The sequence below is a fragment of the Xanthomonas sp. NCPPB 1754 genome, from assembly GCF_041475725.2.
GTDB lineage: Bacteria > Pseudomonadota > Gammaproteobacteria > Xanthomonadales > Xanthomonadaceae > Xanthomonas > Xanthomonas euvesicatoria.
This window is the reverse complement of sequence record NZ_CM192982.1, coordinates 473,091-488,069: the sequence shown is the minus strand read 5'-3', so window position 1 is coordinate 488,069 and position 14,979 is coordinate 473,091. Positions and strand designations below refer to the sequence as shown.

8 protein-coding genes are annotated in these 14,979 nt (G+C 61.6%); 3 read left to right on the top strand and 5 right to left on the bottom strand.

Features of this window, described 5'->3' with window-relative positions; all coding sequences use genetic code 11:
* Nucleotides 1-251: 251 nt before the first annotated feature.
* Complete coding sequence (locus tag ACCQ15_RS02165) at nucleotides 252-1,880, top strand: GGDEF domain-containing protein (protein WP_008575488.1); 1,629 nt, start codon at nucleotides 252-254, stop codon at nucleotides 1,878-1,880.
* A 31-nt stretch (nucleotides 1,881-1,911) separates the two neighbouring features.
* Here the strand turns inward: ACCQ15_RS02165 and ACCQ15_RS02160 are convergent, their stop codons facing one another.
* From ACCQ15_RS02160 to ACCQ15_RS02140, 5 genes are all read right to left on the bottom strand, one after another.
* The gene (locus ACCQ15_RS02160; RefSeq protein WP_372381156.1) at nucleotides 1,912-2,175 is read right to left on the bottom strand and encodes a hypothetical protein; all 264 of its coding nucleotides are present in this window, start codon (nucleotides 2,173-2,175) and stop codon (nucleotides 1,912-1,914) included.
* Between the two features lie 539 nt (nucleotides 2,176-2,714).
* Nucleotides 2,715-3,167, bottom strand: a complete 453-nt coding sequence (locus tag ACCQ15_RS02155) for a hypothetical protein (RefSeq protein WP_372381155.1) — start codon at nucleotides 3,165-3,167, stop codon at nucleotides 2,715-2,717.
* A 3-nt stretch (nucleotides 3,168-3,170) separates the two neighbouring features.
* A complete protein-coding gene (locus ACCQ15_RS02150; protein ID WP_372381154.1) occupies nucleotides 3,171-6,245 on the bottom strand; it encodes an RHS repeat domain-containing protein in 3,075 nt (1,024 codons plus the stop codon).
* A gap of 86 nt (nucleotides 6,246-6,331) precedes the next feature.
* Entirely contained in the window at nucleotides 6,332-9,070 is a 2,739-nt protein-coding gene (locus tag ACCQ15_RS02145; RefSeq protein WP_228735503.1) for an RHS repeat domain-containing protein, read from the bottom strand.
* A gap of 139 nt (nucleotides 9,071-9,209) precedes the next feature.
* A complete protein-coding gene (locus ACCQ15_RS02140; protein WP_031420813.1) occupies nucleotides 9,210-10,151 on the bottom strand; it encodes a DUF808 domain-containing protein in 942 nt (313 codons plus the stop codon).
* A gap of 243 nt (nucleotides 10,152-10,394) precedes the next feature.
* Between ACCQ15_RS02140 and ACCQ15_RS02135 the strand changes: the two genes are divergently transcribed.
* Both ACCQ15_RS02135 and ACCQ15_RS02130 read left to right on the top strand, forming a co-directional pair.
* On the top strand, nucleotides 10,395-12,113 hold the full coding sequence (locus tag ACCQ15_RS02135; RefSeq protein WP_003486453.1) for an ABC1 kinase family protein: 1,719 nt from the start codon (nucleotides 10,395-10,397) through the stop codon (nucleotides 12,111-12,113).
* 711 nt (nucleotides 12,114-12,824) lie between these two features.
* Nucleotides 12,825-14,933 carry a phosphoglycerol transferase I gene (locus tag ACCQ15_RS02130; protein WP_280294165.1) on the top strand — a complete coding sequence of 703 codons (2,109 nt, stop codon included), beginning with the start codon at nucleotides 12,825-12,827 and terminating at the stop codon, nucleotides 14,931-14,933.
* The last annotated feature ends 46 nt before the right edge of the window (nucleotides 14,934-14,979 follow it).

Sequence of the window (14,979 nt, the reverse complement as noted above, 5' to 3'; positions counted from 1 at the left end):
GCGCCACATTGCAGTGCGATGACATCCCCGTCTCGGTGCGTTGCCCGTGACATGCACCGAATGCGGGAACTTGCGGCCGCGTTCGCCCTCATCCAGGTAACCGGTTCATCGATGCCTTGCTTCGCGCCTGGCGACCATGATTCGCGCCCGGCCTGCATGCCGTTGCCGCGCACTACGGCCCGGCTTGCTCAAGCGCCCCCTCCATGGGCCGATATCGAGCGTTAGCACAAGACCTCTCGAGACCGTGGCGCATGGCAGACCAGCCCGAACACCCAAGCCGCCCCCGTGGCGGGCTGCGCCGCCTGTTGCCCTGGGGCGGCACGGACACCGCGCGCCCTGCCGCTGCCCTGCCGACGGTGATCAATGGCGAGCGCAGCGGTCATGGCCTGGCCGCGCACCAGCTGGTGCCGGCCAAGGCCAAGTCCGGCGCGCACGATCCGGCCGCTGCCACTGCATTGCTGATACGGCTGTTCTCGCATGCCGCGCATCCCGAAGCGCTGCTGCTCGCGTTCGCCGAAGGCATCGCCAGCCTGCATGGCGAGCTCGGCGACATGGGCGTGCGCCTGAGCGCGGCGTACGCGGCCGGCGATTGGCCCGGCTATGGCCGTGCCTTGCGCCAGCTCATCGACAAATACATCCGCACCATCGATATCGGCGATTCGCTGGCCGAAGGCCGCACGGAAGCCGAGCAGCTGCGCGATCTGCTGCGCCACGCGCTGGGCAACGCCCTGGCCACGCTGTTGCAACGCAGCCCGGAGCTGGCCGAAGAGGCGCAAACGCTGGCATCGGCACTGCGCCACTGGCGCCCCGGACACGAGCTGATCACGCTGGAACAGCGCCTGCGCGAACTCAGCCACCAGATCGGCCTGCGCGCCGAAGATGCCAGCGAACAACAGAACCTGTTACTGGGCCTGTTCGACCTATTGCTGGAGAACGTCGGCGAACTCCTGGACGATCGCAGCTGGTTGCAGGGCCAGATCTCGGTGGTGCGGCAACTGATTTCCGGCCCGCTGGATGTCAGTTCCATCGAACAGGCACGCGGCACCCTGCGCGAGGTGACCTACAAGCAGGGTCTGCTCAAGCAGGGCATCGCCGAGTCCAAGACCGCCATGCGCGAAATGATGGTGTCCTTCGTCGACCGGCTGGACGGCATGGCCACCAGCACCGGGCAATACCACGACCGCGTTGCCGGCTATTCGCAGGCGATCGGCGAGGCGCGCGGCATCCCCGACCTCAACCGGCTGCTGCAGGACCTGCTGCAGGACACCGCCGGCGTGCAGGCACAGGCCCTGGCAGCGCGCGACGAACTGCTCGCGGCACGCCGGCAGGTGGAAGATTCCGAACAGCGCATCGCCTTGCTCGAACAGGAGCTCAGGGACGTCGCCGGCCTGGTGCGCGAAGACCAACTGACCGGCGCGCTCAACCGGCGCGGCTTCGAAGAATTGTTCCAGCGTGAAGCCGTGCGCACCCAGCGCAGTGGCCAGCCCCTATGCGTGGCAATGCTGGACCTGGACGACTTCCGCCGCCTCAACGAGACCCACGGCCATGCCGGTGGCGACGCCGCGCTGCGCCACACGGTGGAGGTGGCCAAGGCGGTGCTGCGCACCACCGATGCCATCGCCCGCTTCGGCGGCGAGGAATTCGTGCTGCTGCTGCCGGACTCGACCATCTTCGAAGCCAGCGCGGCAGTGATCCGCCTGCAACGTGCATTGTCGCAGCGCTCGCTGCTGCATGACGACGTGCGCGTGTTCATCAGCTTCAGCGCCGGCGTGGCGCTACGCGGGACCGACGAGACCCAGGACGAGGTCATCCGCCGCGCCGACCGCGCCATGTACGACGCCAAGGCGGCTGGCAAGAACCGGGTGATCAACGCCGATTAGCGGCCGTGATGAGTTGCCCCTGAAATCTTTTTTAAGGCTGTTCGAAGTCTTCCCCAATGATCCGGTCAGATAGAGCGACCTCTATCTCGCTAACGCCGGTGGCGACGTTCATCAGGTTGGTCAGGCGGTTGGCGCCGTCGTAGTAATACTCGTAGCTGGTATCCCCGGTGACGTGCGTGCGCAGATTGTCCTGCGCGTCGTAGGTATAGCGATGCGCGCCGGTGCCGCCGAAACTCGCCGATGCCGCTACCCGCAACCGGTCGCGCGTCGTACTCCATGGTGCGGCTGTAGGCATCGCCTCGGGTCTGGTCCAGGATGGCGCTGACATTGCCGTTGGGTCATGTTGGTACTGAGCTGCCGCCACTCTGGGCGACCTTGAGCATGTTGCTTGAAGAGCTCGTCGGCATATCGGGTAAAAAGCGGCCCAACTCCTGGGCTGCTTAATGGCCATGCTGTGGACAGATCAATACCGGAATTTATTTTTCCGAACTTACCGTCTTCACCCAGTCCTTAGATCGCGTTTACTTCGACACCCTTCAAGTTTAGGGCAGCCACGACAGGAGCAGACTTGCTTAACGTAGCCCTCAATCAATTTCTTATGAGTCTCACCCTTAAATTCCTCATTGCCAGATGATCCTCCCATTTATCATTAGCTTAAGTTATGCGTGATGTTCCTCGAGAGTCACCCGCCAATTCTTATTTTTATTCGTGGAATACCACTCGCTCCAAAATCACCTACTGCCTCTTCCTCCAGAAACAACCCTCAAATATTAGCTCCAGACTCGACATAATATTAAAGCAGAGTAACAGCCGACGATTTACTATGAAATATTATTATCCGCCCTTCGAAATAATGGAGCAGGATCCGCCCAGATCGAATTTGTGAGCATCCCTGTTGTTATACTCAAAAGATCTAGCCGAAGAATTATCGAACTCCGTTTCCAAATTTTCTGAGGCTACCACCCTATATATTCCTTTCTTAGAAAAAACAACAACCTCCCTTTTTATTCCCTCATTGTCCCACATATAGCCAGAGGCGGCAGAAGGATCAATAAAGATCATACCACCCTTCTGCAGTATACCCCGGCATAAAAATTCCTCACTTTTCATGAAAATAAATTTCTTATCTGGCGTAACCACCCCCACTTCAACTGCACTTAATCCATCAACATTAATCCTTATATCGTTAGACTCCAGAGAAGCTTTTCCCGATTTCCACTCCCTGCATCCAGCAGAACAAGCCAAAACAAGAAGTGCACAAAAGAAACTTCTAATTAATATTTTCATATTTCAATATTCCACATGAGTGTGAGGGGGTATTCCCTCCCTTAAAACATTTGTAGCGCCCGAATCATAGGCTGACTGTTGCAAAATCAACTTCTCATTTCCGGTCATATCACGATCTCTGAAATCCGCACCCGTTCCCTTCAAATGCTTTGATATATATACCCCCGAGTTAACCTGCTTTTGAATTTCAGCGGCCATCGCTGAAACAGGATCTTGCTGGCTCGCAATCGCTTCTGTGTATGCGGCCAATATTTCACGCGCCGCCGCTTTATTTGCATATTCCCTAACGCCAGCCCCATTCGCAATTTTGTATCGCATACGAGCTGCCTGATCTGCTGGAGTACGCATCCCGTCAGTGACAACCAATTTTTTACCTGTCTTTTCATTGAAATTATCTGCAGTTTGCGAAACCTTTGAATACGCCTCAACACCCAACTCCACGCCTGCTTTCACTGAGAAATTAAGGGGCCTTCTGGACCCGCCACCTGTATCAATTGGACCTATCGACCAAGCAATTCCACGCTGACATATATTAGATCCCGTAACCTTTTCGCAACGACCATCTGAATCTTTAAATTTATAGGGATTTCCCGCTGCATATATGTAGACATTAAAGCCAGAGCCAGTAGTTTTATTTACAGGAATTGAATCAATACTCAAGAACCGCCCGACCACCGGATCATAATACCGCTGCTGCATATAAATCAGCCCGGTCCCGCCATCCATTGCATGGCCGGTATAACCCACGCCATCGACCGTCTTGCCGATCGCCGCGCCATAGGGTTCGTACTGGGTGCGCTCGACGACTTGACCCGCCGCGTTGGTCGTTGCCACCGGACTACCCAGCGCATCGGTGTGCTGGTAGGTCACGGTCTCGGCGGCGCCCGCGGCCGGGCGGGTGCGCAGGGCCACGACGCTGCCGGCCAGGTAGATGTAATCGGTGTTGATGCCTCTCCGGGCGTCTTGCGTGTAGAGCAGCTGGCCCAGCTGGCTGTACAGCTGATAGTTGCAGGCCGCGCTGCCGCAGGCGATCACCCGTCGGCCGTAGCCGTCATAAGCGTACCACTCCTTGTTCGCCACCGAACGCAGCCGGTTGCCCTGCGAGAACGTGTAGGCCTGCCCGTTCTTGTTGGACAGGTTGCCCTGCACGTCATAGCTCAGCCCCACCACGCTGGCGCCAGTGGCGACATTCATCAGGTTGGTCAGGCGGTTGGCGCCGTCGTAGTAGTACTCGTAGCTGGTATCCCCGGTGACGTGCGTGCGCAGATTGTCCTGTGCGTCGTAGGCATAGCGATGCGCGCCGGTGCCACCGAAACTGGCCGATGCCGCCACCCGCAACCGGTCGCGCGCGTCGTACTCCATGGTGCGGCTATACCCATCGCCACGGGTCTGGTCCAGGATGGCGCTGACATTGCCGTTGGGATCGTATTGGTACTGGTACTGCTGTGCGCCCGAGTCCGCCACCATCGCCGGCAGCTGCCGCGCGTTCATGGCCATGCTGTGGACGACCCCATTGCCATAAGTGAAGCGCGCTATTGCGCCATTGGGGTGATAGCCGACTCCAGCGGCATAGCCGCCAACCCGGGTCGGCTGCCCTAGCGCATTCGGGGCGTAGTCCACCGATAAGCCACTTGGGTACACCTGGCTGGCCAAGGCGCCGTTGGCGTCGTAGCCATAGCCCACGCTCCAGCTCGTCCAGCCTTCGGTTCCTTCGCCGGTCAACAGCCTGCGACGGTTGTACTGGTAGGTATTGATCACCGTCTTGCCGCCACCGTCGGTGGTGGTGGTCTCGATCCGGGCGGGCAGGCCGTCTGGCGTGTAGGTCCAGCGCTGATCGCCGTTCTTGTCGGGGAAGGACAGCCAGGACAAGCGGTTGCGAGCATCGTAGGTGCGTAGCACCACGCGCCCGGAAGCCAGTGCCTCTTCGCGGTTGCAGGCCTGCGTATCCGGCAGCGACAGCCCGCTGGCAGTCCAGCTGATGTTACCGGCAGCGTCGTAGTCGACCACCGTGGCGCCTGTCTCGGGTTCGATGGTCTTGCACAGCCGCTGGTATTCGTCATACACGTAGCGACGCGCGACAGACACCGGCGGCGGAACGCGGAACGTGCCGGAGTTGGCGATCAGGTTGTGTGACGCACCAACTGGCGAGATTCCGTGGATGTAGATCAATTGGTTCGCGTAGCGTTGGCGTGCTGCCGCATCCAGCAGAATCGAAAAACGGTACGCGCCACCTTGTGCGCGGCATGCGCTGGCGACTCCGGCTTCACTCGCTTGATTAGCAGACACAGCGGCAAAGAAAGTACCGCTTCCCGCCGGACCGGCGAGGTAGGCATGCACATCGATCGATGCGTTGCGCCCGGTCGAGCACGCCCAGCCCACGATGGTGTAGGTATTGCCTTGACCTGCCCCTACCCCATCGATATTACCGGTGACGACAGATTGCTCGACGTTGACCGTCAATGGCGCGGAGGTGGTCTGCTTGCCGTTGTTGTCGGTCGCACGCGCGGTGATGCTGTGGTTTCCCACCGGCGCCCCTGTCCAGGCGATCGCATAAGGCGCAGCACCACTGTTTCCGATCGCAGCGCCATTGGCAAAGTAGTCGACCTGGGTGACGTTGCCATCGCTATCGGAGGCGTTGGCGGAAAGACCGACCGTGGCCGGCGCGAAAAACGGTGCGCCGGTCGCAGCATTCAAGGCGATGCTCGGTGGCTTCTCTCCAGCCGCCACCACCGTGACGGCAGTGGTGGGGCTTGTTTGAGCACCGCCGAGATTACTGGTGGCACGCGCGGAAAACTGATGTGTCCCGGCCTGCACGCCGTTGACGACAAACGAAATTGTTTCCTGGTAATTCACACGCGCGATGACAGCGCCATTTTGGTAAAGCGTGATACTGGAAACGCTAACGCCATCATCAATAGTGCCGGCAGAGGCTTTGACTACGATACTTGCGGGCGCCGTCAGCGTCATGCCTGATGCTGGAGCATCCAGTTGCACCCACACATAGGGATTTGCTTTTTGCGCATACACGGCCGAGGACAGCAGCATCCAGCCGCATACGATAAGGAGAAAACGCAACATTCGGCTCGCCTTCAAGGTTTGGCCAACGCGTGCCGCTACGCCCATCCAGGCCTAACGGCATCCTGATTCATTCGATTGCAGCCCGACTAACGGCCAGGCCCAGAGCGCACCAACTCCAACGGCTTACCGAAGACGTCGCGGCTGATCGTGGTCGAAACGCCTTCCGGTTCGTCGATCCCTACAGGCGCTGCGTAGCTGGGCTGATCGAAGACCTGGAAGCGCTCGGTCGTCGCATTGCCGCGGGGATTGGTGGTTCTGCGCTGAAACCCCGCCAGGTACGCGGTGGTACTTGCCAGCACACCGCTCTCGGCGTCGTACTCCACACGGATCGCCCGCCCCAATGCGTCGTACTGGGTTCGCGTTCCTGGGACGGACTGGGTGTACGCAGAGATGCCGCGTTGCGGATAGGACTGGAACGCCAGGCGCCCTGCCCGGTCGTAACGCTTGATGACCTGCACCGCCGTCCCGCCCGGATCGGCCTGGTCGACTGTTTCTTCCAGTACCGGACGCCAAAGCGCATCGAGATGACTGGTAACCCGCTTGTTTCCCTGGGTCGTGATGACACGCCAGTGTCCGGCAGGAAGGCCAACCTCGGCGCTGGCGACAATCCGAAAGTCAGAGACCACCGGATTCCAGGCGATGCTGTCCCCAGCGGGATAGCCTAGACGCGCCAGCCGCCCCATCGCGTCGTAGCTGTATGAGCCGGAATAGCCATTTTCATCGGTGGTGGCGTTGATCCAGCCCATGTCGTCGACCACCGCCGACTCGACAGCACCGTCGGCGTAGCGAATGGATTCGGGAATACCGCGTTTCCACGATGGAATCGCCGTGGTGTTGCCTGCACCGTCGGCCACGCTCGCGACCATGCCGTTGGCATGGTAAGTAAGTGTCTGCTGCAGCTTGCCGAAGGCATAGTGTCGCAACGGGAGCGCGGTGGCGGAGTCGTAGTCCGTATTGCTGACGACCCTTCCGGTGGTGGTGTTGAGCTGGCGCAGCGATTGCCCCATCACCCAAAGCGCCGGCTGGTCATGATAGGTCACCGTGTCCTGGCGACTGAATCCCAGGCTGCTCCATTTGGTCGTCGTCAGCGGGCGAGCCATCGCATCGAACGCATCCACCCTGCGATTGAAGACGACGCCATCCAGGGAAACGCTCGTTGCACTTTCGGGTCGCAGGTACTCGGACGAAAAGCCGTCGCCCCGGTCCTGCTGTGTGCTGCCGATTTTGGCAGCGAATGGCTGGCCGTCGAACGGCCAGAGGTAATTGGTGGTCTCGACCTGCTGGATGGCAGCGGGACCCGAGCCGCGCTCCACCTTTAGAAGTTTTCCTTCGTTGTAGCGGTAGCTATTGCCGAAGGTGTAGCGAACCCAGATGCCCTCGGGCTCAGTGACTTCGGTCACCTGGGTGCCGGAACAGCTCTCGGACTTGCACACCACCGCCGCACAATCGCCACTGGTACAGGTGGGACCAGTGCCTGGGGCAAACGAGGCGACACCGCCATAGGCATAGTTCCATTCCGCCGGATCGATGCCAGGGCCGGACAGGCGCTTCCGAGTAAGCGCGAAACTGTCATAGGTCATCGCGTAGCGCGCAACGTCATCGTTGGGATTATTGTTCGGGGTGGTGTAGTTGTTGCAGACACGCGGAACGTTCGAACGCCCCCGACCGATCACAGACACCGTGAACTCGCCCACCGCGCCGGAGGGATGGGTGATCGCCCCCCTTGCATCTGGGGGACTGACGATGAAACCAGGGTAACCGCACGTACGGACAATATCTTCTGGAGACACTGGTTGCTCGTAGACGATTGCCGCTGCTCCTAATGCAGCCAGGTCAAACGACCAGCGACTGCCATCGGGCAGATCGATTGCGGTCAGATAGCCAAATTGGGTTGAGGGATAGGTATAGTTGTAGATCCATGTCTGCGTCCCGCTGGTGATGCGGGAGATATGTCCACGCTGGTTGTAGGTCAGCGCAACGGATCGACCATCGCTACTGGAAATGGAATTGAGCCGCGCGGGTGCATTTGAGGCATTGCTGTAGCTGTAAGTGATCCAATTTCCGAAACGATCTTCGACACGGGTCGCATAGAGAACGGCCTGGCGCCGACCCAGATCGCTGGTGCCACCGCTTGTGGGACGCTGGAGCGTAGGCTCCATGTACTGAGCCTGCCAGTCGAACCAGTACCTCACACCGTCCGGACTGATCGCCAAAAACCCTTCGCTGGACGCATTCTTTTGCTTGGGAATGCAGGAAAAATACGTGAAATCGGGAGTGACCCAGGTGTAGGGACCGCCGCTCGTCGGCTTGGGCAGACTGGCGTTGTTGGCGACAAGCATGTCTTGTCGGCCGCGCCCAGGGATGATGAGTTGATTGCCATGCCAATACTCACTCGCCTGGAACACCGCCCCCTTTGCAGATGTAGCGGTGGGAGGCTGGCCGTTACCGTTGTGAGTGCACGCACTTGCCCAACCGGTTGTACTGGCAAAAACGCCAGTTAGGCGTGGCACTTCCAGGTCCCAATCAGCGAAAGAGAGATCGTTGAGACTATATCCCTGCCGGTTGGTAACCGTCAGGCTACGGCCTATGCTGATCGCCAGGGAATTGCCTGGCACATCCACATCGACATTCGAAAAACTCAACGTCCCGCTGTAAAGATCAACCTGGTCACCAAATAGCGTTGGCCCCAGCGCCGTCAATGCCTGTCGGTTGTGAATTAATTTGTCGTACTCCTCCCAAGGCGCTTTGACATTGGATTGAGCGTTTGCCAAACCACAAAAGAATAGTCCTACGACCAGCGCAATCCCTGCACGGCAGATGCTCATTGCATGTCTCTTGAGGCGTCCTTGGTTTTTCGATCATCCAAGCAGATCGTGACGTTTGTCAAGGATTAACAGACGTTTTTTAACCCCTGAAATACACGCTTGCCGAAGATGTGTAATGTCAGGGGCACGTTTCGACTTTTTAGTGCGCGGGCTTGGCTCCGCGCAGCTTCTGAAACAGCATCACCGCGCCGAGCACGAGCGCACCGGCGACCACGCCCACCAGCATGTTGCCCAGCGCCTCGACCAGCCAGCCCATGCTGCCGGACGACTCGGCCAGATCCACCACCAGGTGATGCAGCGCCGGGATGTTGTGCACCAGGATGCCGCCGCCGACCAGGAACATCGCCAGCGTGCCGGCCACCGACAGGAACTTCATCAACCACGGCGCCGCCACCAGGATGCCGCGACCCAGGGCCGCCAGCGCGGCGCCCTTCCTGGTCAGGTACAGGCCCAGGTCGTCCAGCTTCACGATCGCGGCGACCACGCCGTACACGCCGATGGTCATCGCCAGCGCAATGGCCACCAGCACCGCCACCTGCTGCCCGAAGGACACCTCCGAGACCACGCCCAGCGAGAGCACGATGATCTCGGCCGAGAGGATGAAATCGGTGCGGATCGCGCCCTTCACCTTGTCCTTTTCCAGCGCCACCACGTCCACGTTCTGGTCGGCCAGCGCGCGGGTGCGTTCGGCATGCCGCTGTGCTTCTTGCTCATCGTTGTGCAGAAACTTGTGCGCCAGCTTTTCCACGCCCTCGAAGCACAGGTAGGCGCCACCGATCATCATCAGCGGCATCACCAACGGGACGTTGTAGCCGCGCCCGCGCAGCCACGCTTCCAGCGCGCTGATCGCCAACGCCGCCGGCACCAGGATCATCTTGTTGACCAGCGAGCCCTTGGCTACCGCCCACACCACCGGCAATTCGCGGTCGGCCGTGACGCCGGTGACCTGCTGCGCATTGAGCGCCAGATCGTCGCCCAACACGCCTGCGGTCTTCTTGGCCGCAACCTTGGTCAGTATGGAAACGTCGTCCAGCAGTGTGGCGATGTCGTCGAGCAGGGTGAACAGGCTGGCACCGGCCATGCGCAAGGTCCTTCTGGGGTGGTCGCGAATTCTCGCCGATCCCGCACCCGCGTGGGGTGATGAGCGGCCATTGCGCGGTCGTTGCACGCTGTTGGCAGAGCGATGCAGGCACCGCAGCGCCTGCGCTTGCGGCCGTTCGTACTCGCTTTGGGCAGGTTTGCCTGCGGTGTGCGGGAGCGCGCGGATTCACTAGGCGACGACCCGTCGCTGGCCACACTCGCCGCCTGCATGACGCCCCCGGAGATGGCCTTGAGTCAGAACGACCCGCACCGCGCCCCGGCCGCAAGCCCGGCAGATCATGCCGTGGTTGGCGGCATGAGCCGGCGCACGCAGATCCTGCGCTTGCTGTTGCGCTACCGCGGCTCGGGCGTGTTCGCTGGCATGAACCTGGACCCGGCGGCCATCAACGAATACGAAGTGCCTGCAGAAGGCACCCCGGACCAGTTCGTCTCCGACCTGGAATCGCTCGGACCCACCTTCGTCAAGCTGGGCCAGATGCTGTCGACCCGGCCGGACATCGTGCCGCCGGAATTTGCCACCGCGCTGGAGCGCATGCAGGAGAACACCAGTTCGGTGCCGGTGGAGCGCATCCGCCAGATCATCGAGGAAGAGCTCGGGGTCTCGGTCAACAAGGCGTTCTCGTTCTTCGACCCGGTCCCGTTGGGCTGCGCCTCGCTGGCGCAGGTGCACCGCGCTGCGCTGCGCGACGGCACGCCGGTGGCGATCAAGGTGCAGAAGCCCGAAGTGGCCGCGCAGGTGCGTTCGGATCTGGACGTGCTCAAGAGCTTCGCCACTGCCGCCGACCGTCTCACCGGCATTGGCCGGCGTGTGCGCTTTGCCGACTGGCTGGGCGAATTCGGCAAGACCCTGCGCGCCGAGCTCAACTACGAAGACGAAGCCGAAACCCTGGCGCGCTTCGGCAAGCACCTCAAGCCGTTCCCCTTGCTGTGGGTGCCGCAACCGGTGTGGGACCTGAGCAGCCGCAAGGTGCTGACCATGCAGCTGGCCGAAGGCGTGCGCGTGGACAAGATCTCCGGTCTTCGCCGCACCGAACAGCCGATGGACGAGCTGGCCGCGGAACTGGTCAAGGGGTATCTGGACCAGATGTTCGTGCATGGCGAAATCCATGCCGACCCGCATCCGGGCAATTTGCGGGTGCTGCAGGACGGGCGTCTGGCCATCTTCGACCTGGGCATGGTGGCGCATGTGCCGCCGCGCCTGCGCGAGCGCCTGCTCAAGTTGCTGTTTGCCGCGGTCGATGGGCGCGGCGAGGAAGTGGCCGAAGAGACCATTGCGCTGAGCACGCGGCTGGAGGATTACGACGAAGAACGCTACCAGCGCGAAACCGGGCAGATGATCGCGCGCTACGCAGCGCACGATGCCACCTCCGAAGGCCGGGTGGTGCTGGATCTGGTGCGCATCGCCACCTCGACCGGCTTGCGGACGCCGCCGGAGTTGAGCCTGCTCGGCAAGACCTTGCTGAATCTGGAAGGCGTGTGCCGCGCGTTGTCGCCCACGCTGGATACCCGCCGCATCGTCGAGCGCCATCTGCAGCACGTGATGCGCGCGCGCCTGAAGAAATCCCTGTCCGCGGCCAACCTGGCCAGCGAGGCGATGGAACTGCAGCACCTGGTGCGCGAAGGACCGCGCCGCATGTCCGAGATCCTGTCGCTGGCTGCGGAAAACCGCCTGCAGATGCGCGTCACCGGGCTGGAAGAATCGCACCTGATGGAAAGCCTGCAGAAGATCGCCAACCGCGTGGCGGCGGGCATCGTCACGGCTGCGCTGATCATGGCGTCGGCGCAGATGATGCGCATCGAAACCGGCTTGAAGCTATGGGGCTACCCGGCTATTGCGATGGTGCTGTTCCTGCTCGGGGTCGTGCTGGGGCTGGGCATCGTGGTCAGTGCGCTGCTGTTCGACCGCCGCGTGCGAGCGCGCGAAGAGCGTGGGCACCGCTAGTCGTTAGGGCTGGTTGCCGCAGGTGGGCGCCTTGGTGCCCTGCGGTCAGGCATTGGGTCTGCGTCAGTCACCAACCTGTAAACAAGTGCCACTGACAAGACCGCGCCGCACGCACCCGGCGGGCGCGGCCGGAACCGGCATGTGACGTGTAAGCGACGGTTGCTGCGCGCTGTCCACGTTCAGTGACGACTGCTTCTTATCGTGTCGACAGTCCGTTCAACCGCGCAGGCAGGTGTGAGCGATTGCGCGTCAGGGGTAGCGCCTGTGATCTCCGCATTGCATGCGTGCACGACACGCAGCGAACGGTGCAAGAAAAGCGCCAGTTCCGTTCGTGCGTCTTGCATCGTGCTCGATGCAGCGAATTGCAGGCGTCCTGCGCACACCACCGTGTCCCCACCCCTGCTCGCTACGTGCAGCAGCGCTGCAGCGCTGCAGCGCTGCAGCGAGCACAACCACTACCACGCGTGGGCGCAAGGGATCTGACGCCACCTGCGCTTCAGCATCTTCGCACTGGTTGGTGCGCACGGATGCGTCGCCGCTGTCCGGCGATGCTGGGCCGGAGGTCAGGCCGGATCTGTCTGCAACAAACATTTCAGTCAGCTTCGGCGCGGCATAGTCCGTCATCCGGGTGTCACATTGCAGGTGGCGCACAGGACATGGCGAGCAAGGCGTCCGGTACGCGCTCGCACCATTCCCCCACGGACGCTGCGCATGCATTGGATGTTGTTGGTTTCGTTGTTGCTATTGCTGTGGCTGTTGGTCGCTTCTCCGCGTCTGGCATGGCTCAAGGCTGGCCTGTTGTCGCTCTTTCTGCTGCTGCTCAGCGCCTGGGGATTGGTCGACCGGCTCAGCGGCGACGGTATCAATGCAGCCACGCTGTATCACCTGCGCGCCGACATGGACGGCGCCGGCGTCAGCGACTTTTCCGGCTATATCGCGGTTTTCGTCGGCATGCTGTTGCTCTCGCTGAGCCCGCTGTTGCTGGTGCGGGTACGCCGCTTCCAGCGTCCGCGTGACGGCGGCGCCGTGTTCGCAGGCTTTGTGGGCATGTTGCTGGTCGGCATCGCCGCAAGCCCGCTGTATCGCGATGGCAAGCGCCTGTACTACCAGCTGCGCCCGGTCGATTACGCCACCGTGGTGCCGGAATACCAGGTGCCGCAGCAACCGCTGCACAAGCGCAAGAACATCGTCTGGATCTACGGCGAAAGCCTGGAGCGCACCTACTTCGACGAACAGGTGTTTCCGGGCCTGATGCCTAATTTGCGCGCGCTTGCGACCGAAGCGGTGGACGTACGCAATCTCGCCTCCGCCGAAGGCAGCGGCTGGACCATCGCCGGCATGGTCGCCTCGATGTGCGGCGTGCCGCTCACCACCGCGCCGGGCGATGAAAACAGCATGGACCGCATGGGCATGTTCCTGCCCGAAGCGCGCTGCCTGGGCGATTACCTCAAGGATCAGGGCTACCGCAATCATTACGTGGGCGGTGCCGATGCCAGCTTCGCCGGCAAGGGCCGTTTCCTGTCCAGCCATGGCTTCGACGTGGTGCATGACGTGCACCATTTCCACGACCAGGGTGTCGCGCCAAAGCACTTTTCTGCATGGGGCGTGCACGACGATGTCCTGCTGGACGACGCCTGGGATACCTTCCAGACGCTGTCGCGTGCCGGCCAATCCTTCATGCTGACCACGCTGACCATGGACACCCACCATCCGGCCGGCCACCTGCCACTGGCGTGCAAGGGCCAGCAGTACGACAGCGCACTGGGCGATATCGGTCTGCTGCATGCAATCAAATGCAGCGACCGTTTGATCGGCGAACTCGTCGCACGCATCCGCAGCAGCCGGTATGGCAAAAACACCATCATCGTCATCGCCTCCGATCATCTGGCCATGCCCAACGACCTGAGCGACGTGCTGGCCAAGCAGAAACGCGAGAACCTGCTGTTGTTCCTGGGCAAGGACATCGCGCCACAACAGGTCCACACGCGCGCAGGCAGCACGCTCGATTCGGGCGCAACGCTGCTGCAGTTGCTGGAACCAGGCATGCGCACGCTGGGCTTTGGCCGCTCGTTGCTGGCCCGCGATGCCCCACCCAGTGCCAGCGCGGCCGCCAGCCGCGACAGCGGCAAGGACTATCCGCGCTACCTGGCCTACGCGCGCACGCTGTGGACCGGGCGCAGTACGCGCATGCTGCGCATCAATGGCAATGGCGATGTGGTGGTCGGCGTGCAACAGGTGCGCCCACCGGTGCTGCTGGAATACGACAAAGACACCAACCTGAAAACGGTGTACCTGGAAAACACCTCGCGTCAGTTCGACCGCACGCATTCCAAAGGCACGCTGGCCTATGTGGACCGCTGCACGGCGTTCGAAGACGGCTCGGCCGATGGCGACTGGTGTGCGCTGGTGGTGGACCGCCACCAGAGCATGAAGCTGTATCGCGACCCGGACCTCACCCGCGGCATCGCCGTCGACGCGCCGCTGGAAGCCACCCAGCAGGGCCCGCGTCCGCGCGTGCGTCAGCCGATCATGCTCACCCAGGCTGCGCGCAAGACCGATGCCGGCCGCTACATGCTCGAGCTATACGCCAAGCGCCGGCCCACGCGCGCGTTCTGGGTGGAAGCGGTGTCCTCCGAACGTAAGGTCGTGCTGGCACAGCAATGGGTCGTGCCCGACGCCGCCGGGCGCATCCGCATGCCGGTGGGCCTGGAACATGCGGTGGAAGACCTGGAGATTCGTGCCTGGCTTGATTACACCGAAGACGTCAGCGTGGACGACCTGGCCTTGGTCAAGGACATCCCGGTGGCGGATCGCTCCTGATGTGCCGACATGCGTCCATCGATGGTCGGGCATGGTTGTGCAATCA

What these genes read in the sequence shown, in the direction of transcription:
- ACCQ15_RS02140 (WP_031420813.1), bottom strand. Translation starts at nt 10,151, where the DNA reads ATGGCCGGTGCCAGCCTGTTCACCCTGCTCGACGACATCGCCACACTG.
- ACCQ15_RS02160 (WP_372381156.1), bottom strand. Translation starts at nt 2,175, where the DNA reads ATGCCTACAGCCGCACCATGGAGTACGACGCGCGACCGGTTGCGGGTA.
- ACCQ15_RS02165 (WP_008575488.1), top strand. Translation starts at nt 252, where the DNA reads ATGGCAGACCAGCCCGAACACCCAAGCCGCCCCCGTGGCGGGCTGCGC.
- ACCQ15_RS02130 (WP_280294165.1), top strand. Translation starts at nt 12,825, where the DNA reads ATGCATTGGATGTTGTTGGTTTCGTTGTTGCTATTGCTGTGGCTGTTG.
- ACCQ15_RS02135 (WP_003486453.1), top strand. Translation starts at nt 10,395, where the DNA reads ATGGCCTTGAGTCAGAACGACCCGCACCGCGCCCCGGCCGCAAGCCCG.
- ACCQ15_RS02145 (WP_228735503.1), bottom strand. Translation starts at nt 9,070, where the DNA reads ATGAGCATCTGCCGTGCAGGGATTGCGCTGGTCGTAGGACTATTCTTT.
- ACCQ15_RS02155 (WP_372381155.1), bottom strand. Translation starts at nt 3,167, where the DNA reads ATGAAAATATTAATTAGAAGTTTCTTTTGTGCACTTCTTGTTTTGGCT.
- ACCQ15_RS02150 (WP_372381154.1), bottom strand. Translation starts at nt 6,245, where the DNA reads ATGTTGCGTTTTCTCCTTATCGTATGCGGCTGGATGCTGCTGTCCTCG.